Origin of the sequence: Sorangium sp. So ce381, assembly GCF_051473845.1 — a bacterium.
In the GTDB taxonomy this organism is placed as follows: domain Bacteria; phylum Myxococcota_A; class Polyangia; order Polyangiales; family Polyangiaceae; genus Sorangium; species Sorangium atrum.
Window position 1 is genome coordinate 7,580,160 of record NZ_CP150336.1, and the last position, 22,434, is coordinate 7,602,593.

At 73.4% G+C, this 22,434-nt stretch carries 13 protein-coding genes; 7 read left to right on the forward strand and 6 right to left on the reverse strand.

Annotation, left to right across the window (positions count from 1 at the left end):
• Window positions 1-102 precede the first annotated feature (102 nt).
• Complete coding sequence (locus WMF29_RS28125) at window positions 103-879, reverse strand: hypothetical protein (RefSeq protein ID WP_437323222.1); 777 nt, start codon at window positions 877-879, stop codon at window positions 103-105.
• A 471-nt stretch (window positions 880-1,350) separates the two neighbouring features.
• Here WMF29_RS28125 and WMF29_RS28130 point away from each other — a divergent pair, with 471 nt between their 5' ends.
• Window positions 1,351-2,862, forward strand: coding sequence for a sigma 54-interacting transcriptional regulator (locus WMF29_RS28130; protein ID WP_437323223.1), 1,512 nt, complete (start codon window positions 1,351-1,353; stop codon window positions 2,860-2,862).
• A 248-nt stretch (window positions 2,863-3,110) separates the two neighbouring features.
• On the opposite strand, the gene WMF29_RS28135 is transcribed toward WMF29_RS28130, so the two are convergent.
• Both WMF29_RS28135 and WMF29_RS28140 read right to left on the reverse strand, forming a co-directional pair.
• Window positions 3,111-5,486 carry a hypothetical protein gene (locus tag WMF29_RS28135; protein WP_437323224.1) on the reverse strand — a complete coding sequence of 792 codons (2,376 nt, stop codon included), beginning with the start codon at window positions 5,484-5,486 and terminating at the stop codon, window positions 3,111-3,113.
• Between the two features lie 193 nt (window positions 5,487-5,679).
• On the reverse strand, window positions 5,680-8,190 hold the full coding sequence (locus WMF29_RS28140) for a PAS domain S-box protein (protein WP_437323225.1): 2,511 nt from the start codon (window positions 8,188-8,190) through the stop codon (window positions 5,680-5,682).
• A 362-nt stretch (window positions 8,191-8,552) separates the two neighbouring features.
• On the opposite strand from WMF29_RS28140, the gene WMF29_RS28145 reads away from it, so the two are divergent.
• On the forward strand, window positions 8,553-9,914 hold the full coding sequence (locus WMF29_RS28145; protein WP_437323226.1) for an SGNH/GDSL hydrolase family protein: 1,362 nt from the start codon (window positions 8,553-8,555) through the stop codon (window positions 9,912-9,914).
• 215 nt (window positions 9,915-10,129) lie between these two features.
• Window positions 10,130-12,055 (forward strand): PAS domain-containing hybrid sensor histidine kinase/response regulator, encoded by a 1,926-nt coding sequence (locus WMF29_RS28150; protein WP_437323227.1) that lies wholly within the window; start codon window positions 10,130-10,132, stop codon window positions 12,053-12,055.
• A 66-nt stretch (window positions 12,056-12,121) separates the two neighbouring features.
• Here the strand turns inward: WMF29_RS28150 and WMF29_RS28155 are convergent, their stop codons facing one another.
• Window positions 12,122-12,577: a GFA family protein gene (locus WMF29_RS28155; RefSeq protein WP_437323228.1), complete on the reverse strand. Its 456-nt coding sequence runs from the start codon at window positions 12,575-12,577 to the stop codon at window positions 12,122-12,124.
• 114 nt (window positions 12,578-12,691) lie between these two features.
• On the opposite strand from WMF29_RS28155, the gene WMF29_RS28160 reads away from it, so the two are divergent.
• Window positions 12,692-13,681, forward strand: a complete 990-nt coding sequence (locus tag WMF29_RS28160; RefSeq protein ID WP_437323229.1) for a helix-turn-helix transcriptional regulator — start codon at window positions 12,692-12,694, stop codon at window positions 13,679-13,681.
• Window positions 13,682-13,694: 13 nt separating this feature from the next.
• Here the strand turns inward: WMF29_RS28160 and WMF29_RS28165 are convergent, their stop codons facing one another.
• Together WMF29_RS28165 and WMF29_RS28170 are read right to left on the reverse strand one after the other, a co-directional pair.
• Window positions 13,695-14,351: a hypothetical protein gene (locus tag WMF29_RS28165; protein ID WP_437323230.1), complete on the reverse strand. Its 657-nt coding sequence runs from the start codon at window positions 14,349-14,351 to the stop codon at window positions 13,695-13,697.
• A 128-nt stretch (window positions 14,352-14,479) separates the two neighbouring features.
• Entirely contained in the window at window positions 14,480-17,902 is a 3,423-nt protein-coding gene (locus WMF29_RS28170) for a protein kinase domain-containing protein (RefSeq protein WP_437323231.1), read from the reverse strand.
• Between the two features lie 540 nt (window positions 17,903-18,442).
• On the opposite strand from WMF29_RS28170, the gene WMF29_RS28175 reads away from it, so the two are divergent.
• The 3 genes from WMF29_RS28175 to WMF29_RS28185 are packed head-to-tail and all read left to right on the forward strand — an operon-like array spanning window position 18,443 to window position 22,418.
• A complete protein-coding gene (locus tag WMF29_RS28175) occupies window positions 18,443-18,757 on the forward strand; it encodes a hypothetical protein (RefSeq protein ID WP_437323232.1) in 315 nt (104 codons plus the stop codon).
• On the forward strand, window positions 18,754-20,163 hold the full coding sequence (locus WMF29_RS28180) for a hypothetical protein (protein WP_437323233.1): 1,410 nt from the start codon (window positions 18,754-18,756) through the stop codon (window positions 20,161-20,163). The genes WMF29_RS28175 and WMF29_RS28180 overlap by 4 nt, the downstream gene beginning before the upstream one ends.
• Window positions 20,160-22,418 carry a hypothetical protein gene (locus WMF29_RS28185; RefSeq protein ID WP_437323234.1) on the forward strand — a complete coding sequence of 753 codons (2,259 nt, stop codon included), beginning with the start codon at window positions 20,160-20,162 and terminating at the stop codon, window positions 22,416-22,418. Before WMF29_RS28180 ends, WMF29_RS28185 begins: the two co-directional genes overlap by 4 nt.
• Window positions 22,419-22,434 lie beyond the last annotated feature (16 nt).

Sequence of the window (22,434 nt, forward strand, 5' to 3'; positions counted from 1 at the left end):
GAGGTGCCGCCGACGATACGGAGCCACGGCGCGCGCTCCGGTTGCGGCTCAGGGCACGCGAACCTCGGAAGCCGCGCGAAGCCGATAGGCCTCAGGCCGGCTTCAATTGCACACGAAGCTCGAGCTCGTCTGCGTGATGTTCGGCGGCGTCACGTTCACCGACGCGAACCCGATTCCGGAGCCCGCCCGGATCGTGCCCGCCGTCCACGGCGTCGCGCAGACCGTCCTCGTTGCGGCCGGGGCGCTGGAGCACCCGCTCGAGCAGCACGCCTGCGACGTCACCGTGAACGTCGCACAGCCGCCGCTGCACACGATCTGCGCGAGCGCCGCGGCGCCGAAGATGGGCGGACTGGTCACCAGGCTGCTCGCCCCCGTGTAGCGTGCGATGTTGCAGCTCACCGCCGCCGCGGCGGACATGGTGGCGCTGGCGTGGATCGACCGCTCGATGGCTGCGCGCTGCTCCTCGGCCGCCGCGATCCGCTGGAGGAGGTCGTCCCTCGCCTCCCCGAGCTCCCGCTCGGCATACAGCTCGTCCAGCTCGGCGTCCGCCCGCTCGAGCAGCCACCTGTGCCCCTCCTCGCCGACGACGATGCGCTCCGCATTCCCGTCCTCGGACGGCAGCTCCCACACCCCCTGCGCTACGCTCTTCCAGCCCGCGCCCTTCACCAGCGAGAAGCCCGACTCGCCGGCGCCGCGCTCGATGGTCAGCTCTGCGCCCGGGAGCGCAGACTGGCTCTCCTCGTCCACGACGAGCGTCTCGCCGCTCGCATCGGAGTCGGTATCCGACTCAGGGACGGACGGCGAGAGCGCGCAGCCCGTCGAAGCCCCGAGGATCGCCAGCGCAGCAGAGAGGACCGAGACCATTCCATGGTTCTTCATGATGAGTGCTCCTTTCTATCCAGTGAGGTAGATGATCGGCGCCGGCAGACGCCCGCGCGCACGGGCGCAAGCACCGCTCGCCGGAGCTCCGGCTCGAGCGGCCCAGCCGCCGTCGCGCTCTGCGTTCCCTCAAAGCACGACCGATGCCATCGTCAGATCAGGCCAGCTCCTCGGGCGAGGGGCGCGGCCGTCGCAGCGCCTCGACCGTCGGCGCGGCCCGTTTTGCGCTCCACGGCGCCGCAGAGGGCCGCTGCCTCCCACGGTGGCGACGTGGAGGGGAGGACGTCACGGGGGCTGCGGGGGTGATCGTTCGATCGAATGGATCGATCCGTTCGATCCATCCGCCCCCGCCGACCGGCGCGCCACCGGCTGGATCCGTGGCCGCCGCTCGTGATCCATGGAGCTCCGGCACGTCGAGCTCATCGCACCTTCCCTGGAAGCACCATCGAGGTGTAGAAAGGATCGGTGAGTATGGATCGTTCACGGCGGATCCAGCCGGCCAGCGCGGTGCCCCTGAGGGATCGCGCCGCGGCGTGCCTCCCTGGAGAGAAGGTGCTCCGGGAGCTCGCGGTGTTCGCCAGCGACGGGGTCGTGGCCTACCCGCTGCCCGAGAGCGGCTCTGTCTCTATCGGCCGCTCCTCCGACAACGACATCTGCATCAACCACCGTTCCGTCTCGCGCCGGCATGCGATCCTGCACCTCGGACCCCAGCTGCGGCTCGAAGATCTCGGCGGCACGAACGCGACCTTCGTCCAGGCGTCGCTCGCGACCGTCGAGACGGTGAAGACAGAAGAGCTGCGGCAGGTCTCGAAGCAGACGATCGATATCGCGCCCGGCGAGTGCATCACCCTGGGTTCCGTCTTCGTGGTTGTCCGCCGGACCCAGGCCGCCGAGAGCTCACCTTCCGCCGGCGGGCGCTCGCCCTCCGCGTCCGACGGGAGCAGCGGTATCGTCCTGCGGGACCCGGCCATGCGGGCCCTCTACGAGCAGGCCAACCTCGCCGCCCCGGGCCGCATCAGCGTCCTTCTGCTCGGAGAGACCGGCACCGGCAAGGAGGTGCTGGCTCAGGCCATCCACCGCCGTTCTTCGCCTGCCCGCGCGCGAGGGCCCTTTCTCGGGCTCAACTGTGCTGCTCTGTCGGAGTCGCTCCTGGAGAGCGAGCTCTTCGGTCACGAGAAGGGCGCCTTCACCGGGGCGGTGCAGGCGCGGCCGGGGTTGTTCGAGGCGGCCGACGGGGGCACGGTGTTCCTCGACGAGGTGGGCGAGCTGCCGCAGACGATCCAGGTCAAGCTCCTGCGCGTGCTCGAAGAGCACCAGGTGCTCCGCGTCGGCGGCCGGGTCCCACGCAGCATCGATGTCCGCTTCCTCTCCGCCACCCACCGCGATCTCGAGGCCGACGTCGCGCGCGGGGCCTTCCGGCAAGATCTCTATTTTCGGCTCAACGGGGTGACGCTCACGATCCCGCCGCTGCGCCAGCGCGTCGCCGACATCGCCCCTCTCGCCGAGCTCTTCGCGGCGAGGGCCTGCAAGGCGTTCGAGCGATCGCAGATCCCCGCGCTCTCGGGCGAGGTCGTCGCGCTGCTCGAGCGCTATCCTTGGCCGGGCAACATCCGGGAGCTGCGCAACGTGATGGAGCGCGCCGTCATGCTCTGCGCCGGCGATCGCCTTCTCCCGGAGCACCTGCCGCCCAGGATGACGGCGGGCGCCGCGCCCCGGGCCCCAGCGCCGGACGCCGCCGCGCGGGACCACGAGGTGAAGAGCCGCCCGGAGGAACCGATAGCCCCACGCGGGACAGAGGGGACCACGCCGCAGGCGCTCGCGTCGGCTCCAAACGAGAGACAGCGCATCGTCGACGCGCTCGAGAAGTGCGTGGGGAACCAGACGTATGCCGCGAAGATGCTCGGCATCTCGCGGCGCACGCTCGTCAGCAAGATCGAGAAGTACAACCTCCCGCGGCCGCGAAAGCCGAAGGAGACGAGCTAGAACATCGATCAGGTTGAAAGCCCGAGAGAATCCACATGAAGACGGGAAGGCGGGAAGAGAAATCCACGAAACCTTCCTAACTTCCCGCCTTCATGTTAAAATTTCTGGCTGTTTCACGGGCATTCAACCCGTTTGTCGCTCTAGAGCGGGATGGGGGACGAGGACGGACACGCGCGCGGAGCCAGGCGCGGAGGACAGGAGACGGCCGGCGGCAAAGCCCGCTGCGCGACCGCGCTGCGCTCGGCCCCTCAGCCGCCCGCGGCGTCCAGCATCGCCCGCAGGAGCGGCGGCGTGCGCCGCGGATCGCAGGGCGCCTTCACCGCCCGGCCCGCGACGACCGCGCTCATATGGCATGTTCCCGGCCGCGGCAGGTGGTCCATCCAGTAGAGATCGAACCGGTCGTCCGGCGCGAGCCGCCGCACCATCGGCTCGAGCGGCAGCATCAGCCCCTCGCGGAAGCGGGCCAGATAGACCACGTTCGACAGGCGAACAGGGGAGTTCAGCCCGATGCGCCGCCGCGTCCCGGACGCGTACGGGCCTGTGTGATCGATGAACTCCACCGTCTGGAGATCGCCGTAGAGGTGCGGCTCCGTCTTCTCGACCGTCACAAGCGTCCACGCGCAGAGCGGCCGCTGCGCCCGCAGGAGCGCGCGCGTCATCTGCTCGAAGTCGGGCAGATCCGCGGCCGCCCGCGCCTCGGTGTAGTGGCCGTGCGCGAACTGGTTGCGCTCGGCCTGCATCAGGTTCGAGAGCGTCTCGAACGTCTGGTTGTGCGACAGCTTGACGTCGAGCACCTCCCTCGCCATCGAGCCGATCGGATCGTCGCGATCGCCGAACGCCCGCGCGGCCGTGCGCGCGAGCTCGCGCCACGCGCCGAGCGCCAGGCCGTCGCGCGTGCGCGTGCGGCCGTGGAAATCGAGCAACGCGCTCCACCCGGGAGGCGCCCCGCCCGCGCCCGGACCGCCCGTGCCCGGACCGCTCGCGACGCCGCTGCGCGCCGAGGTCGGGGGCGCGCTGCCGCCGCTGAAGAAGGCCGAGACGAGCACCGTCGCGATGAAGCGCCACGTGCCCTCGAGCACGTCGAACAGCATCTTCACCCGCTCGATCGCGCTCGACGCCCCGATCGCCGCCCGCACCCGCCCCGCGATGGGATAGGGCAGGCCGCCGCTCAGCGCCGAGAGCACCCCGTGCGGATCGCCGCACTCGCGTGAGATCTCCGCGGCCCGCGCGCCCGCGTCGGCGTCGTGCAGGAGCTCCCACGACAGGGTCCGCGCGTGCTCGACCCTCCCGTCCAGGATGGGCGGCCGGCCGTGCCAGTCGCATTGCACAGCGCTCGCCATCACCGCCGGATCCGCCTTGCGGGGCACACACGCGGCGACCACGCCGGGCGCGAGGGGCGCGATCAGCGCGCCGGCGCCCGCGTGGGTCGCGACGACCGCCGCGAGCTCCTGCGCGAGCGCCCCGATGACGTGCGGCCCGACGCCGCCGAGCGCGCTCTGCTCCTCGATGCCGAACAGGACCGTCGCCCGGCGCCCGCTCCGCGACGCCTCGATCACCTCGAACGGCGCGGCGAAGCGCGCGCTGGCCGCGCCGTCGCGGAGCTCCACCACGGGGGTGGACGCGCCGTCCACGCCCGCCGCGCCGCGCTCACGCTCCGCCACGGGCGACGCGCCCCGCTCACGCTCCGCCGCGAGCGACGCGCCCCGCTCGCGCTCCGCCGCGAGCGACGCGATCGCGTGCAGGCCGAGCTCGACCTCGCGGCCAGCGACGTCCGCCTCGCCGGCGACCGTGAAGTAGCCGCACGCGAACGCCCCGAGCCCCGCGGCCTCGGCGGCCTCCAGGGCCTGCCGGGCCGCGGCGGCCGCCTCCGCGGCGCCGCCCCGCACGAGCACCACCGCCGTGCCGTCCGCGTCGCCGACCGGCCGATCCGGCCACAGCCGGTGCACCGCGACCAGCGCGGCCGCCGCGCGCGAGGGCGCGCCCGCCTCGATCGGCCGCAGCAGGACGAGCGCGCCCTGGCCCTTCCGCGCGAGGAGCGACGCGCACTCCTGCTCCAGCCCGGCGCGCGCGAGCAGGCCCGTCGCCGGGTCCACCGCCCCGGCGGGGACCGACAGCGCGGCGTAGCGGCGATCGAAGAACGTCGCGCGCATGCCGCCGACGCAGACGAAGGTGCCGTGCACGAGCGGCGACTCCTCCCCCCGCGCGAGGTGCCGCGCGCCGACCTGCACGGGCACGCTGCACTCCTCGCGGCGGCGCAGCCACCAGCGCACGCCGTCGTGGCGCAGCGAGGCCGCGAGCCGCGACGCCACGTCGGGGTAGACGAGCTCGTTTCGCTCGTCGCCCACGCGCTCCACGCGGCCGAGCCGCAGGACGCCGACCGGCTCGAGCCGGAGCTCGTGGAGGTAGCCGTCGCGCCCCTCGATCCGCAGCCGATCCGGCGCGGCCACCTCGCCGCGCCACAGCGAGAACCCGGGCGCCTGCGTGAGCCAGAGCGTGGCGCCGCCCGCCGCGACGGACCGCAGCTCGGCCCCGGGCGCGCCCTCGGGGCCGCTCGCCTCGACGGGCGCGGGCGGGACGCTCTCGCCCGCCGGAAGGTCCCCGCCGCTGTCTCGTCCGCCCGTCACGCGTCCCTGTCCATGGTGATCCCGCGCGCCGCGCCGCCCGAGCACCCGGCGGGCTCCTCGGGCGATTACCGCACCGCGCCACGGCAAATTCAACGCAAATGCGCCGCGGAGCATTCCTCGAGCGCCGCCGCCCTCACCAGCGTCGCCCCCCCGAAGCACGGGAGCCGGCGGAGCGCCGCGGAGCTCGAAGCCCCTAGCGCCGCGCGGCCCAGGCCTGGCTGGGACAGGGCAGCGTGAACCGGAAGGCCGTCTTCCCGGGCGCGCTCTCCGCCCAGATCCGCCCCCCGTGGGCCTCGACGAGCCCTCGAACGATGTAGAGCCCGATGCCCAGCCCGGCGGCGCCTCCCGCCTTCGCCTCGCGCGTCCGGTAATAGCGGGTGAAGAGCCTCGGCAGCTCGTCCGGAGCGATCCCCTTCCCCTCGTTCTCGACCGCCACGAACACCTCGCCGCTCCGCCGTTCCACCGCGATCCTGATCGGCGTCCCTGGCGCGCCGTACTTGGCCGCGTTGGACAGCAGGTTGGTGAGCACCTGCTCCAGGCGCCCGGGATCGGCCCAAAGCGGCGGCCCCCCGTCCAGCACCTCGACGTCGACCCGATGTCCCCTCGTGGCGTCGGCCGTTCGCTCCACCGTCGCCCGGATGAGCGCTGGCAGATCGACCTCGACGCGCCTGAGATCCAGCCGATGCGACTCGAGGCGGGAGACGTCGAGCAGATCGTCGATCATCCGGTTGAGCTGCTTCGCGCTGGCCAGGATGTGCTGCGCCCTGTCGCTGCACTGCGGTTCCTTCGCGAGCAGAGAGGCCTTGAGGAGGATCGTGGTGATCGGCTGACGCAGATCATGAGCGATGATGCTCGTCCACTCCTCGCGCATGCGCGAGAGCTCCTTCAACGCGCTGATGTCCTCGCCAGCGACGATGGCGCCCGTGATCTTCCCCGCGCTGTCGCGGAGCGGCGCGGCGGCGATAAGGAACGTCCCGACAGAGCCGTCCGTCTTGGTGACGAGGAGCTCTTCGCCGGGGATCGTCTCGCCGCGCAACGCCCGGCTCGACGGCAGCTCGTCCAGCTCGAGGGCGGCGCCGTCCGGGCGCCGCACGCGACCGACGCACCGCGCCCGCTCCTCCGCGCCCCCGGTGAGATCTCGCCCGTGCGGGTTGGCGAGCAGGCGCTCCACGCCGCTTCGATCGATGAGCAGGAGCGGGATGGGCGCGCTGTCGAAGACCGTTTGCAGCGTCCTCCGCTCGGCGTCCAGCTGCGCGAGCAGGCGCTCCCGCTCCTCCTCGGCCTGCTTGCGCGCCGTCACGTCCTCCACCTGGGCGATGTAGTGAACCGGCTCGCCCTCCTCGTCGCGCACCACGGAGGTGTGCAGGACGACGTGGATGATCGTGCCGTTCTTGTGGATGTACCGCTTGGCGAGCTGATAGCGCGGGATCTCACCGCGGCGCAGCCGCTCGACCAGGCCCACGTCGGTGTCCACGTCGTCGGGGTGGGTGATGTCCTGGAAGCGGAGCTTCGAGAGCTCGTCGGCCCCATAGCCCACGATCTCGCAGTAGACGTGGTTGACGAGGAGGAACCCCCCATCGAGCCCGACGAGGGCCATGCCGATGGGCGCGTTCTCGAAGGTGAGCCGGAAACGCTCCGCGCTCTCGCGGAGCGCCTGCTCCATCTGCTTGCGCTCGGTGATGTCGCGCCCCTCGGGGATGAGCATCACGACCCTGCCACGGTCGTCGGTGATGGGCTTGATGGAGAAGTCGATGCAGCCCCGCCCGCTCGCTCCGATCACCTCGATCTCGTCCCGCACGAGCCGGCCCGCCGCGGCCTCGGCGACGGCGGCGCGGACGCGCTCCCTGTGCTCGGGGCTCCACCCCGTCAGCTCCCAGAACGGACGGCCTATCGTCTCTGCCTCCGTGGCCCTGCAGAACTCGAGAGCGGTGCGGTTGTTCTCGAGGACGATGCCCTCCGGCGAGAGCAGGCCGATGAACTGGAGGGCCCCGTCGAAGATCGCCCGAAAGCGCTGCTCTCTCTCCCGGAGCGCCCCCTCCAGGTGACTCGTGCGTCGGAGCTCCTGGGCCATCGACCGCCGGACCGCCTCGCTCTGGGCCTCGGCGCGCGCCCGCCCCTCGCGCGCGAGGGCGCTGTCCAGCCCGATCGCGAAGAGCGCGGCGCGCGCGCCGAGCTCGGCGCCGGCGTGGGGATGAGGGCAGGGCAGGCAAAAGGAGAGGACGCCTAGGCAGCGATCGCGGACGCAGAGGGGCATCGAAACCGCGCTCTGCGCGTCGATCCGCGCGCAGAGCTCACGTGTCATGGATGGCCCCCGATCGAGCGAGCGCACATCGCTCATCACCTGAATCCGACCCGAGCTCGCCGCCCATGCATCGAGCAGCGGCGCGTCCGGCGCGACCCGCGCGAGGCATCGACGGAACTCGGCGGGCAGGTGGCGATCGGAATGGAGCCCGAGCTCGCCGGTGTCCTCGGAGGTCAGGAGCAGGTAGGCGGCGCGCGCGCCGAGCTCCATCGCCTGGTCGAGCAGGAGCCCCGAGAGCTCGTCGAGATCGGCCGCGCGCGCCATGCGGAGCGCAGCGCGCTCCACGAGCTCGCCCGGCGCAGGGTGGGGCTCGCGGCACCCGCCCTGGTAGGGGGAGGCCGCGCAGCCGATCTCTTCGTCGTGGCCGCTCGGCGCCTCGATCTCCATCTCTTCTGGCGACACCGTGACCCTCACCCTGATCGGCCGATTGTTGCACGAGAGCCGCGCTGCCTGCAGCGCCAACGTGGACAGGCCGATGGGGAATGCCCTCCCCGAATGCCGATCTGTTCACGCTCGCCAGCGACAGGAGCTCGGCGCGGCCCTCTGAGTCCGCCCGGGCAGATCGGGCTTGACGCCCCCGAAGTGTTTGCATTTCCTTCTCCCCGCCTCCCCGCGCTGGCACCCTGCCCCTCGGTCGCGCCACAGCCCCGAGCTTCGGCCCATCTCCCGCAGTTTCGACGATCACGTCGGGCGAAGCGAGCGCGCGGCCCCCGAGGAGCCAGGGGAGCTCTCCGCGCTCCACGCGAACCAATGGGATAGAACCGATGGGAAAACCACAGAGACACCACAGAGTCACCTCGGCGCGCCGCGACGCGCGCCGCTCCTCGCTCGATCTGCCCGAACCGAAGCGCCGCCCCTCGCCGCGAGGTCCCCTCATCGCCGCGGCGATCGCGCTGATGACCGCCGCGCCGGGGCGCCCCGCGCTGGCCGCCGACAAGGCGCCGGAGGGGCGATGGGTCTCCGCCTGGCACAGCAGCCCGACGCCCGGCGGCACGTTCAACTCGCAGGATTGTCCCTCGGATGTCGGCCTCGCCGACCAGACGGTCCGGAACATCGTCCGCGTGAGCGCCGGCGGGAGCTCCGTGCGCGTGCGCATCTCGAACGCGGGCGGCAGCGAGCCGCTCAAGGTGGGCTCGGCGTCGGTCGCGCTCTCGGCGGGCGGCGCGGCCACGGTCGCGGGGAGCTCCCAACCGCTGCGCTTCGGAGGCCAGACATCGATCCTCATCGCCGCGGGCGGCGAGGCGGTGAGCGACCCCGTGGCGCTGAAGGTCCAGCCGCTGCAGACGCTGGCGGTGAACGTCCACCTTCCGGTCAAGACAGGGCCGATCACGCAACATTACTTTGCGGCACAGGACAACTTCCTCGCTTCGGGCAACCAGACAGGGAACGGCGCCGACAAGCAGTTCACGCGGAAGATCTCGTGCTGGATGGCCGTGTCGGGCGTCGACGTCAAGGCCTCGCCGGACGTCGTCGGCACGCTGATCACGCTCGGCGATTCGATCACGGATGGATATCTGTCGACCAAGAACGACAACCATCGCTACCCCGATTACCTCGCGCAGCGCCTCGCCAGCCGGAAGGGGCCGACCCTCGCCGTGGTGAACGCCGGGATCATCGGGAACGAGCTGCTCACCGTCCGTCCCCAGCTCCAGTTCGGGTACCCCGTCCCTGCCCGCCTCGCGCGCGACGCGCTGACCCAGCCCGGAGCGCGCGCGATCATCCTGCTGGCAGGCATCAACGACATCGGCGATCGCTCGGCCAAGGCCGCGGATCTGATCCCGGCGATCCAGCAGATCATCCAGTCTGCCCGCGCCGCCGGGCTCAAGATCTACGGCGGCACCCTGGTGCCGTTCGCCGGCTCGACCGGCACCTACAAGGGCGATTATGGAACCGCCAAGGGCGAGCAGGAGCGGCAGAAGCTGAACACATGGATCCGCACGAGCGGCGCCTTCGACGGGGTGATCGACTTCGACAAGGCCCTGCGCGACCCGGCCGATCCGAGCCGCCTGCTCCCGGCCTACGACGCTGACAAGCTGCACCCGAACGACGCCGGGTACCAGGCGATGGCGAACGCCGTGGACCTGGACGCGATCATCAACGGCGTCGTCAAAGCGACCTCTCCGTAACGCCGCGCACAACGCGCTCGCATTCGAGCCCCCGCGCGCCCGTGCCTTCGCCGGGGCGAGCACCCGACATGCAATGATTGTCTGTGGGCGCCACACATGATAAGTGGCCTTATCATGCCCGTCCGTGCGCTCGATCAACCCGCCCGAGACGAACGAGATTGTCCTGGTCGGATGTGATCTTGGCGTGAAAGGCCGGTATCACGCGTCGAGGGGATATGAGCTCTGACGACGGCGATCAAGGGGACTACAGGAAGCTCGCCAACGCGCTGCCTCAGATCATCTGGACGTGCGACGCCGAGGGCCGCCTGGATTGGGTCAACGATCGATGGACGGAGCTCACCGGCCTCAGCCTCGAGGAGTCGCTCCGGGACAAGGGCGCGCTCGCCGCCGTGCACCCCGACGATCGGGAGCACGTGCAGCGGTGCTTCGCCGCGGCCCTCTCCACCTCCAGCACCTGCGAGATGGAGTACCGGCTCCGCACCCGGGCGGGTGTCTATCGCTTCCACCTCGGCCGGGTGGCGCCAATCCGGGGCGACGACGGCAAGGTCACGCGATGGGTGGCCGCCGTGTTCGACATGCACGATCGAAAGGAGGCCGAAGCGCTCGCGCGAGCGCGCGCAGACGATCTCTCGGTCCTCATGGATGCCGTCCCGACCGCGGTGCTCGTCGCCCGCGACCCTGGCTGCCAGGAGCTGCACGGCAACCGCGCCTTGCACGCGCTCCTCGGGAGCGATCCTGGGCAGAACCTGGCACGGACGGCCCTCGGCGCGGGAGACGACCGCGGGTTCAAGGTGCTTGTCGACGGCGTGGACGTGCCCCCGGGGGAGCTTCCGCTCCAGCGGGCGGCGCGCGGCGACGAGGTGAGGCCCCACGAGTTCGTGCTCGAGTTCCCGGGCGGGCGCGCGATCCACCTGTACGGCGGGGCGGTGACGCTGCGCGAGCCGAGCGGCGAGCCGCGCGGCGCCATCGGCGCGCTCGTCGACGTGACGCGGCTCAAGGAGACAGAGGCTCGGCTCCACGAGGTGGCGCGCCAGAAGGACGAGTTCCTGGCGCTCCTGTCGCACGAGCTCCGCAATCCGCTCGCCCCCATCCTCACGGCGGTCCAGCTGATGGAGCTGCGCGGCAACGTCGCGACGCCGCGCGAACGCGAGGTGATCGCGCGCCAGGCGCAGCACCTGATACGGCTCGTCGACGACCTGCTCGACGTCGCGCGGGTGGCGCGCGGCAAGGTCACGCTGTCGAAGAAGTGGCTCGAGCTGGCGAGGGTCGTGGAGCAGGCGGTCGAGGCGACCGAGCCGCTCCTCTCGCAGCGAAGGCACGAGCTCACGTTGTCGGTGCCCGCCGAGGGCCTCGCGATCGAGGGCGACGAGGTGCGCCTCACCCAGGTGGTCAACAACCTCCTCACGAACGCCGCGCGCTACACCCCGCCCGGAGGCCACATCGAGGTGACCGCCCGCCGCGAGGGCGGCGACGTCGTGCTGCGCGTCCGGGACGACGGCGAGGGCATCGATTCGAGCCTGCTGCCCCACGTGTTCGAGATGTTCGTGCAAGGCGAACGTGGCTCGGACCGGGCCCTGGGCGGGCTCGGCCTCGGGCTGTCCCTCGTGCGAACGCTGACGATGATGCACGGGGGCGCCGTGAGCGCGAAGAGCGCCGGCGTCGGTCGAGGGAGCGAGTTCACGGTGCGTCTTCCGGCGGCGGCGGCCCCGCCCTCGGCGGCGCCCGAGGCTCGTCCGCCGCAATCGAGGCCGCCGCAGGCGCGGCGCCGGCGCGTCCTCGTCGTGGACGACAACCGAGACGGCGCAGAGCTGATCGCGGAGATGCTGAGCAAAAACGGCCACGAGGTGCGCATCGCTCACGACGCGTCACGCGCGCTGTCGCTCGTGGACGCTTTCCGGCCCCAGATCGCCATCCTCGACATCGGCTTGCCCGTGATGGACGGCTACACGCTCGGGCGCGAGCTCCACACGCGCCTCCAGGACGCCCCGCCGATCCTGATCGCCCTCAGCGGCTACGGCCAGGACAGCGACAAGCGCAGCAGCGACGCGGCGGGCTTCCGGCTGCACCTCGTCAAGCCGATCGACGCCAGGGTGCTCGTTCCGCTGCTCGACGGGCTCCCCGACGACGCCGGCGGGCGCTGAGCGCCGCTCACGCCGGGAGCACCGTCGCCATCGCAGCGGCGAGGCCGAGCCGCGGCGCGCTCCGGCTCAAGCCACCTTTGCGGCGGAGAACGGATGCACGTACGTCGTGGCGCCGATCTGCGCCCAGGTGTCGTGGAGCCCGTCGAGGTACACAACCGGGACGCCGGTGAGGTCCGCGTCGTCGAGGCAGTTCAGGTTCACGGTGCAGTAATCGCCGCCGAGCATCGGGAGGTGCCCGTGCCCGAACACGCGGACGCCGCAGGTCTTGCAGAACCGGGCATGGCCGGCCTCCGATCGCGAGTGGTCGCCGAGGACCTCCTCGCCGGCGAGCAGACGGAAGGCGCTCGGCTTCACGATGATGCCCCACCACCTCGTCTTCGTGCAGATCGTGCAGTTGCACTGCGTCGTCCCGGCGCTCGGGTCGAAGTCGGCCTCGAAGCGGACGGCGCGGCAGACGCAGCTGCCCTTGTAGGTCCGGAGGCCGGGGGTCGTCGTCGTGTGCTCGGAAGCGGCGTTGCTCATGGGAGGTGGCTCCAGGGATTGGGGGCGGGGCGCCTTCAGGCGCCTCGCCCGCGGGATGAGAGGAAGCTAGACTGGGTTGCGGACAGATTCGGTCCGCAAGGAGAGAGGCGGCACATGGTCCAGACCTCCGCGCGGCTGCTGAAGCTCCTGTCGTTGCTGCAATCCCGGCGCTTCTGGACGGGCGGCGAGCTGGCCCGCGAGCTCGCGATCACCGAGCGCAGCGTCCGGCGCGACGTGGACAGGCTCCGGAGCCTCGGGTACCCGGTCCACGCGGCCACGGGCATCGGCGGCGGATACCAGCTGGGCGCCGGGAAGGAGCTGCCGCCGCTGCCGCTCGAGGACGACGAGGCCGTCGCCGTCGCGGTGGGGCTGCGCGCGGCGGCGACCGGGACCGTGCGGGGGCTGGAGGAGGCGTCGGTCCGCGCGCTCGGGAAGCTGGAGCAGGTGCTCCCCAAGCGGCTCCGGCGCAAGGTGACCGCGCTGGGCGCCGTGAGCGTGCGGCTGGGCGACGGCGGCCCCACCATCGACGCGGACGCGCTCGCCGTCATGGCGAACGCGTGCCGCGACGCCGAGATCCTGCGCTTCGACTACAGCAGCCACAGCGGCGCCGCGAGCACGCGCGCCGTCGAGCCTTACCGGCTCGTGCACACGAGCCGCCGCTGGTACCTGCTCGCGTACGATCTCGATCGGGGCGCATGGCGGACGTTCCGCGTCGATCGCATCCAGGGCAGGCCGAAGACCGCGGGCCGCTTCAAGCCGCGCCCCCTGCCCGAGGAGGATGTGGCCGCCTACGTGTCGAAGTCGGTCTCCACGGACGCCTACCCGATCCGCGCGCGCGTGACCGTGCACGCCCCCGCGCAGGCCGTCTCGGAGCGGCTCTCGGGCGTTGCGGGGCGCATCGAGGCGCTGACCCCGGACCGCTGCGTCGTCCACACCGGCGGCGGCAGCCTCGACGCGCTCGCGTTCCACCTCGGGTTCATGGGGTTCGAGTTCGAGGTGCACGAGCCCGAGGAGCTCATCGACCAGCTCCGCCGCCTGGCCGAGCGCCTCGGCCGGGCCGCGGGGCGGAGCGGGGCGGCCGGAGAGGGCTCAGGCGCGCGGTGAGCGGGTCGCGACGTCAGGTCCAGTTGCAGAACTCGAGCGAATCCGGGTCCGATGCGACCTGGACTTCCACTTCAGAGCAGTCGACCGGCTCGTAGGAGTCGAACCCCTCGCCTTCCGGCGCCGCGACGCACTTGCCGCAGCCGAACCCGGCCGGAAAGCTCTTGGACCAGCCGAATCCCTGGCCGGAGGTTTCGTGCCAGACGATGACGTGTCGCGAGCTCGCCCCGAGGAGCGCTGTATCCAGCACATCGGAGTCGATCTCGCCCTCGGGCACCTGGGTGCCCGGCGCGAGGAGCATGACGAAGCCCATGCCGACACCGTTGCTGTTGATCGCCTCGCGCGGCGGCGCCGACCCGAATCCGACGGTGAACGTCGCGCCGGAGGCGGTCCCTTCGCCGAAGCTGAAGCCGTAGTCGGGGCTGGACGAGCTCACCACCCAGACGACGGCCACCACGGCGTCCTCTGGAGCCGTCTCGCCGGAGATCGGCCCGGTGACCGTGAATCCGCCTGTCCCGCCGCCGCCCTCTCCCGGGCCGCCGCCGCCCTCTCCCGGGCCGCCGCCCCCCTCTCCCGGGCCGCCGCCCGAGCCTTCCTGCGTGTCATCGGAGCATGCGGGCAAGGCCAACATCATGCCGATCAACCCTGCGAACAACCATCGTGCGCTCTTCATATCCACCATCGAGCACGGCGCGCTCGACGACGGAAGCGAACCGCACTGTTTCCAGGGCGCGAAATCCTGCTCGAACCGACCCGTTCACCCGCGTTGAAGACCTGTTCCCTCACGCGACGCGGACAGGCTCACTCCGAGAGCGCCGCCGCGATCGTCGCGTCGAGCCCGGCGCCCCGGCCCTCGAGGAGGCAAGCCTCGTGGACCGCTCCCCCCAGCGCCGCCCGCGCGGCCGCGGCGCACTCGGTGAGCGCCGCTCGCTCGATGGGCGGCACCGGCGTGCCGATGTCCTCGCGGAGCGCCGCGGCGCCGCCGAGCAGGCGCGCGCCGCGCTCCGCCTTCCCCGCCCGCACCGCCGCGCGCGCCAGCGCCTCCAGGACGCTCGCGGAGCGCCAGAGATCGCCGAGCTCCCGGTGCAGCCGCAGGCTCGCCCGCAGGCGCCGCTCCGCGAGGGCGAGATCGCCGCGCTCGATGGCGATGAGGCCCAGGATGTTGCTCGTCCAGGCGATCCCCTCCTTGAATTTCACCTGCCGCGACAGGCCCTCGCTCTCCTCGCAGAGGCGCACCGCCTCGCCGAGCTCCCCGCGGTAGAGCGCCGCGCAGCCGAGGTAGAGCAGCGCCGTCGCGGTCCCCTCGCGATCGCCCGCGCGGCGGAGCTCCGGCAGGGCGAGGCGGCACGCGCCTTCCGCGCGCGCGGTGTCGCCCGAGAGCCACGCCGCGAAGCCCGAGTAGCCGAGCGCGCGCGCCGCCTCGAGCGTGTCGCCGCGGCGCGTGGCCAGCGCGAGGCTCTCGCCGTGCAGCGCGAGCGCGCGCTCGTAGTCGCCCTGCTCCCGGGCGACGCTGCCGAGGATCTGGATCACCGAGGCGAGCCCGCCCTCGTCCCCGAGCTCGCGGTAGAGCGTCGCGCCCCGCTCGAGCAGCGCGCGCGCCTCGCGGTAGTCGCACTGGAGGAGCGCGAGCCTCCCCGCGCCCCGGAGCGCCGAGGCCACGTGCTCGGGCGCGACGCCCGCGGCGCCCGCGAGCGCCCGGCCGAGCCACGCGCGGCCCTCCTGGTAGTGCCCGTGGATGTACCAGAACCGCGAGAGCGCGGCGGCGAGGCGCACCGCGGCACCCGCGTCGGCGCCCGCGAGCGCGAGCTCCAGGGCGAGGCGGAGGTTGTCGTGCTCGAGATCGAGCGCCGCGAGCCACGCGGCCTGCTCCGTCCCGCCGAGCGCCTCGGCCGCCCTGTCGGCCAGCTCCAGCGACAGCTCGACGAAGCGCCGGTTGCACGCCGCGGCGGCGCCCTCCTCCGCGAGCCGATCGAGGCCGTACTCGCGGAGGATCGTGAGCATCTGGAACCGCGGCTCCTCGCCCGCGACCTGGAGCACGAGGCTCTTGTCGATCAGCGACTCGAGGATCCCGAGCGCGTCGAGCGCCGGATCGCGGAAGGCGCACATCTGGTCCGCCATGGCGAGCGAGAAGCCGCCCGCGAACACGGCGAGCGTGCGGAAGGCCAGCTGCTCCTCCGGATCGAGGAGGCCGTAGCTCCAGTCGATGGCGGCGCGCATGGTCTGCTGGCGCTCGGGCAGATCGCGCGCGCCGCCCGTGAGCAGGCGGAACGAGCCCGCGGGCGCGGAGGCGCGCCCGGCGGCCCCGCGGTCGCCGAAGCGCGAGAGCAGCGCCGCGGGGGTGAGGACCCGGAGGCGCGACGCGGCGAGCTCGATCGCGAGCGGCAGGCCGTCGAGGCGCGCGCAGATCTCCACGATCTCCGCGGCGTTGTCGGGGCCGAGCTGGAAGCCGGGCTTGATCGCGGCGGCCCGGCGGCAGAACAGGCTCACCGCCGAGCTCGCCAGCGCGACGTCGACCGTGACGTCGCGCGGCTCCGGCACCTCCAGCGGCGGCACGACGTAGCGCCGCTCGCCCGAGAGGTTCAGCGCGGCGCGGCTCGTCACGAGGAGCGAGAGGTGCGGGCAGCTCGCGGCGAGGTGCGCGATCGCAGGCGCCGCGGCCGTCAGGTGCTCGAGGTTGTCGAGCAGGAGCAGCAGGCGGCGGTCGCGGAGGAACTGGACAACGCGCTCGAGGTCCGGCCGCGCGCCGCCCTCGCCGAGGCAGAGCGCCTGCGCGATCGCCGAGGGCACGAGCGCCGCCTCGCACAGCGACGCGAGGGGCACGAAGCAGACGCCGCCGGGGAACGCGGGGACGAGCTCCTCGGCGACCTGGAGCGCGAGCCGGGTCTTGCCGGTGCCGCCGACGCCGGTGAGCGTGAGCAGCCCGGCCCTCGGGTCGAGCAGGAGCGCGGCGATCTCGGCGCGCTCGCGGGCGCGGCCCACGAACGGCGTGCGCTGGACCGGCAGGTTGTGGCGCGGCCGCTCGGCCTCCAGCGAGCCGAACAGACCGAGCGGCGGCGTGCTGTAGGAGCCGGACGGCGGCGTGGTGCCGCGCGGCGGAGCGCCGGAGAGGCCGTGGGGCGACGTGCCGTGGGGGCCGGGCGGCGGAGCGCCGTGGAGGCCGGGCGGCGAGGTGCCGTCGAGGCGAGGCGGCAGGGAGCGGTCCGAGTCGCGGTGCGCGCCGCCGGCGAGCGCCTGGGGCGGGGCCTCGACCGTGCCTGCGAGCTCGATGGTGTCGGTGCTGAGCATGTCCGCGGGGACGCCGCCCCCGCGCGACGCCGGCCCGCCGGCGCCGGGCGGCTCGGCGGCCGAGGAGCCCTCGAGCGCGGCGCGCAGCGCGAGGCTCTGCTGGCGGACCGAAGGGAAGCGCCCGGCCGGATCGCGGTCGCACGACCGCAGGAACCACGCGTCGAACGCGGGCGGGAGCCACCGCCAGCGCGTCGACGGCGGGTAGAGCCGCATCACGAGGAGCGCCGCCATCAGCTCGGCCATGCTGTTCGCGGTCCAGTAGATGTCGCCGGTCAGGAGGCGGACGGCGATGAGGCCGATCGCCCACACGTCCGCCGCGGGGCCGATCTGGTCCGAGCGCCCGCGCGCCTGCTCGGGGGCCATGTAGATGGGCGTGCCGATCGCCGTGCCCGTCGCGGTGATGCCGCCCGACGCGCCGAGCGCGCCCGGGTCGACCGCCTTGACCAGGCCGAGGTCGAGGATCTTCACGCGCTCCCGCCCGTCGTCGCCGATGGCGAGGAAGAGGTTCGCGGGCTTGAGATCGCGGTGGGAGAGGCCCCGCGCGTGGGCGAGCTCGAGGGTCTCGGCGACCTCGCCGAGCCAGCGCTGCACCTCGCCGGGCGAGCGCCTGCCCTGGGTGGTGACGAGCTGCTCCAGATCGTGGCCCCGGAGCAGCTCCATCACCAGGAAGGGGGCATCGTCGAGCTCGCGGGCGGAGCCGGCGTCGAGCATGCGCACGAACCCGGGCGCGTCGAGGAGCCGCATGGCCCGGATCTCGCGCTCGAACCGGGAGGCCGCCGCCGTGCCGGCCGCGTGCGTCCGGAGCAGGACCTTCACCGCGACCCGACCGCCTCCGTCGAGGTCGTCGGCCATGTACACGACGCCCGCGCCGCCGCGGCCGATCTCGCTCAGGAGACGGTAGCGGCCACCAAGGACGAGCGGGCAATCCGGAGAGAGCATGAGGCGGCCGCGACCGGGACGAGCTCGGGAGGGGCCACGGCGGCGGCAGCTTACCACAGGGGGCGCCGACGCCCCGCCGCCGGCGGCTTCCGTTCCGCGTCGATGTCCCGGCGCGATGCTCCCGCGCAGCGCTCCCGCGCGACGCGTCCGCGGGGCGGATCCGCGCGAGGGAGAGGGCATGTCCATGACATCGAACGACGCGATCGCGCTGGTGGTCGGCGCCACCGGACACGCGATGTCCATCCATGCGCCGCGCGCAGGTCCCTCCTCGAAACGATCGTCGCGTGAGGCCTCCCCTCGCCGCGGCGGGCCCGCTCGCGGCGGCTCCAGCGCCGAGAGCGCGGGAACACCTCGGCCCCGCATGCCCGCGCCGCGCGAAGCGCTCCCTCGCGTTGCGGGAAGCGGGTATGCTCGGCGCCGCGTTGGAGGGACGGCGCCGAGCACCGGTGAGAGCCCGCGCTCCGGCGCGACCCGCGGCCACGGAGCCTGCGCTCCGCGGCCCGGGACGCCGCCCCCCGCTGCTCGCCCGGAGAGAGCTCCATGACCAGCACCGTTGACAAGAGCGACGTGTTCCTCATCCCGATGCCCGGCAAGCGCGTGGCGCGCATCCCCATCGCGGTCCTCGAGCGCTACCTCGACGAGGCCACGCAGGTCGTGCACGACCCGGCCGAGCCGGAGAGCGACGTGACCGCCCACGGGATGTCCGTCGACCCCGCGACGGGCGCGAGCGTCTGGCACACCGAGTGGGAGCTCGGCCCTTGCGACTACACCGACGAGAGCGGGTTCCCGCAGAGCGCTTACGCCTGGCACCGCCACCCGCTCGGGACCGAGTACACCGAGATCTACCAGAAGTGAGCGCGCCCCGGCCGGCCGTGCCCCGCTCCTGCCCGCGCGCGCCGCGCGCTCCACGCGCGCTCCACGCGAAAGCTCGCCCGCGCCGCCCGCACGACCCGCGCCGCCCACGCCGACCGAGCGCGCCGCTCCTCGCGGCGGCCGCCGGCGCGCTCCTCCTCGCCTCGCTCGCCTCGGCCTGCATCGAGCGCGGCTACCCCCTCGCCGGGAGCGGGCAGGTCGAGCTCCGCGCCGACGTCGCCGGGCCGCTGTTCGCCGCCGACACGCTCGACGAGGCGGGCAAGCCGGTGCTGCCCCGCCAGAGCCCGTGGTCGACCGCGGTCTCGCTCAAGCTCACCGAGGCGAACGAGCCGGCGTACGGCGGCTACGTCGAGGTCCGCGCGGTCCCGAGCGAGGCGCTCGCGCTGCACCCCGCGGGCGACGACCAGGAAGTTGGGGCCTCGTGCGGCACGAAGGACGGCGCGTTCCGCTGCACCGCCGGAACCCAGGGCTACGCCCGCTTCACCGCCGCCTCGGAGGGCGACTGGTCCGGCGAGGCGCGGATCGTCGTCTCGTGGGCCGACCGCACCGAGGAGCTCCCGATCACCGTCCTCCCCGCGGGCTTGCCGGAGGACGCCACCAACTTCGCGCTCATCGCGGGGGGCCTCGGCGACAGCGACCGGGTGCTCGCGACCTACGTCCCCCTCAGGTGCACGATCGGCCCCCTGCCGGACGATCTCGGCGCCACCTGGCGGCCGGGCGCGATCCGGGCGCGCGAGGCGCGCGTCCGCGCGTCGCCTCCCCTGAACGCGCCGGGCGTCGTGGAGCACGCGCCCGTGATCATCGAGTCGCTGCACAGCGAGGCCGCCCTCTCGCTCACCCCCGATTGCCGCGAGCGGACCTCGCGCCTGCGCGTGCTGCTCGGCGCGACCGGGGAGAGCCCGCCCTTCATCCTGTGCTTCAGCGACCTCGGCGGCGAGGTGAAGATCGCCGTGAGCTCGGGGCAGAAGGCGCTCGACCCGATCCCCTCGCTCACCGTCGACCCCGAGCCGCGCCTGCTCCGCGTGCGCGCCCTCCGGAGCGTCGTCGCCGCGGGGACGCCCGGCGATCTCTTCGAGGTGAGCGCCTACAACGCCGAGCGCGTGCGCATCGCCGTCCCCGTCGACCTGACCGTCGGCGACGACCAGGTGATCGCGCTCGGCGAGGCGTCCGTGACCCTGCGCGGCGAGGACAGCGAGGCGACGATCATCCAGGGCGTCGCGGTCGCGCCGGGGACGACGACGCTCCGCGTGACGCCCCGCCTGCTCGCGAGCCCGGAGTGCTCCTCCGAGCCCATCACCGTCACGCGGAAGCCGGAGCCGGAAGCGGACACCGAAACGGAGACTGAGCCGGAGCCCGAGCCGGGCGCCGGAGGGGGAGGCTCGCCGTGAGCGCACGCAGATCCGCCATGTCCCTGTCGGCCGCGGCGCTCGCGATCGCGCTCGCCGCGCCCGCCACCGCGCCGGCGCAGGACGATCCCGAGGCGGACACAGGGGAGACCGATGGAGAGGCGACGCCGGAGGCGGCCACGCCGGCCACCCTGAAGCGCTCGACCGACGCGGCGCCGATGGCCGTCCCCGCCGACTTCGGCGGCAGCCTCCAGGTCGTGCGCGCGCCGCCGGGCACCGCCAGCGCCGCCGCGTCGTCGGCCGGCGGGCCGGAGATCTTCCCGGACGCGCGCCGCGTCTGGATGAGCGTCCGCGACACCGATCCGGTCCCGATCGAGGCCGCGCGCCGCGGCGGCCGCTGGCTGTGCAGCGGCGGCGGCTGCGCGGCGCAGACCGGGGATCCCGGGCAGAGCGCCATCGGCGACCAGATGCTGCGCTCGATCAAGCTCCAGACCCCGACGCTGCCCCTGCCGCTCACGGTGTGGGGGCGGCTCACCGAGGACGGCCAGCGCCTGCTCGACTTCGACCCGGTGCTGCTCGGCCGCCGCTCGTACCGGCACGTCTGCGCCTACCGCCCGGTCGCCGATGCCCCGCGGTCTCCCGTGGGCGCCCCCGCCGCGCCGGGCGCGCCGTCACCCGATCGAGTGGACGGCTGCCGCGACGGCCGGCCCGAGCCGCCGCCGGCCGACGCCGGCGAGCTCACGCTGGGCATGCAGTGGCCGAAGCAATCGGAGATGGCCGATTTCCACTACCTCGCCATCGTCGACAGCTGCGGCAACGCCCGCGTGCAGCCGTTCCAGCGCACGTTCACCGTGCCGGTCCTCGAGGTCGCCTCGGGCGGCTGCGGGCGCCCCGATGGCAAGATCCTCCGCGTCTTCCCGGGCGGCGGCTGGCTCCGGGTCACCGCCTTCAACCTCCACGCGCCCGCGGCGGGCAACGTCGTCAACGCGACGTACCGGGTCACCATCCCGCCGCTCGAGAACCTCGTCGAGTCGAACCCCGCGCGGCTCCTCTTCCCCGATCCGCTCGCCGACGACCTCAAGGTCGACTGCGGCCCCACGCCGATCGCGCCCCGCACCGACGCCGGGAGCACCCCGCCGCCCGGGAGCGCCCGCCCGCCCGGGCCGCGGGCGCCGTCCCCTGCCCCGCCAGGCATCCGGAGCCCTCCCCGCGCGGCCGGACAGGTCCAGGGCGGCGCAGGCGCCGGCCGGCGGCCTCCGACGGCGGCGCAGGCCGGTCCGACGGCGCAGCCCGGCGCAGCGGAGCAGGCCCCGCAGGCCGCCGCGCCGCCGGCGGGGCTGCCGCCTCCTCGCCGGGCGCCCGACGTGGATCCATCGCGCCCCGGGCCGCAGCCGCTCGCGCACGGCGCTGTCGTCATCTCGCCGGCGCCGCTCCGGCTGGGCAACTGCCGCATCCGGCTGACGGGCCAGGCCAAGCACCGGCTCGTGGCGCCGCTCGCGCTCTACGTCTCGCTGACGCGCACCGATCAGATGCGGGGCGGCACGCCGATCGAGCTCCTCCAGAACGGCACGTGGATCGTCACGCCGAGCAGCGCGGAGTTCCCGCTCCCGCCGCTCGCCGAGGACTTCGACGGGGACGCGCGGCTCCGGCTGGCCGTCTACAGCGATCCGCTGAGCCCGCAGGGCAAGGTGGTGCTCGTCTCCGACGCGGGCCGCGTCGCGAGCTCGCTGCGCTCGAACGAGCCCGGCGAGCCGGAGCGCGCCCGGCGCCTCGTGGGATCGGTGGCGATCCACTCGGTCCCGCTGTGCGGCGAGGACAACTTCCAGACGCTCGAGGCCGCGGGGACCTGCTTCCGCGCGTACCTCACCGTCCCGGCGATGCTGGCGACGCTGCAGGTCACCCGCGCGCCGTGGGTGGAGAAGCCCCTCGTCACGCGGAGCGTGCTCAGCGCCGTCGGCGTCGCGCTCGCGATCGACCGCTACGACCCCGTGGAGCGCCGTGCCTTCCCGATCGCGGCGCAGCTCGGCGGCTTCGTGCAGACGCTCGGCGAGGGGCGGGTCGGCCTCCTCGGCTACGTCGGCGTCGCGCCGACGATCCCCATCCTCGGCTCGGGCGGCAACACAACGTCGTTCGGCTTCCTGGCCGGGCTCGGGCTGGAGTACATCACCAACGAGGCCGGGCCCGACGAGGGGCTCAAGCCGGCCGCGTTCGTGTCCGCGGTCGTGCAGGTCGGCCAGGCCGCCCCGCAGGTCTCCACGAGCGGCCGGGCGAGCTTCGGCACCTACGCCGGCGACTGAGCCGCCGCGGCGCAGA

Excerpts from the sequence above, each read along its gene's own strand:
- WMF29_RS28170 (WP_437323231.1), bottom strand. The coding sequence starts at position 17,902 with ATGCTCTCTCCGGATTGCCCGCTCGTCCTTGGTGGCCGCTACCGTCTC.
- WMF29_RS28130 (WP_437323223.1), top strand. The coding sequence starts at position 1,351 with ATGGATCGTTCACGGCGGATCCAGCCGGCCAGCGCGGTGCCCCTGAGG.
- WMF29_RS28175 (WP_437323232.1), top strand. The coding sequence starts at position 18,443 with ATGACCAGCACCGTTGACAAGAGCGACGTGTTCCTCATCCCGATGCCC.
- WMF29_RS28155 (WP_437323228.1), bottom strand. The coding sequence starts at position 12,577 with ATGAGCAACGCCGCTTCCGAGCACACGACGACGACCCCCGGCCTCCGG.
- WMF29_RS28160 (WP_437323229.1), top strand. The coding sequence starts at position 12,692 with ATGGTCCAGACCTCCGCGCGGCTGCTGAAGCTCCTGTCGTTGCTGCAA.
- WMF29_RS28145 (WP_437323226.1), top strand. The coding sequence starts at position 8,553 with ATGGGAAAACCACAGAGACACCACAGAGTCACCTCGGCGCGCCGCGAC.
- WMF29_RS28165 (WP_437323230.1), bottom strand. The coding sequence starts at position 14,351 with ATGAAGAGCGCACGATGGTTGTTCGCAGGGTTGATCGGCATGATGTTG.
- WMF29_RS28150 (WP_437323227.1), top strand. The coding sequence starts at position 10,130 with ATGAGCTCTGACGACGGCGATCAAGGGGACTACAGGAAGCTCGCCAAC.
- WMF29_RS28125 (WP_437323222.1), bottom strand. The coding sequence starts at position 879 with ATGAAGAACCATGGAATGGTCTCGGTCCTCTCTGCTGCGCTGGCGATC.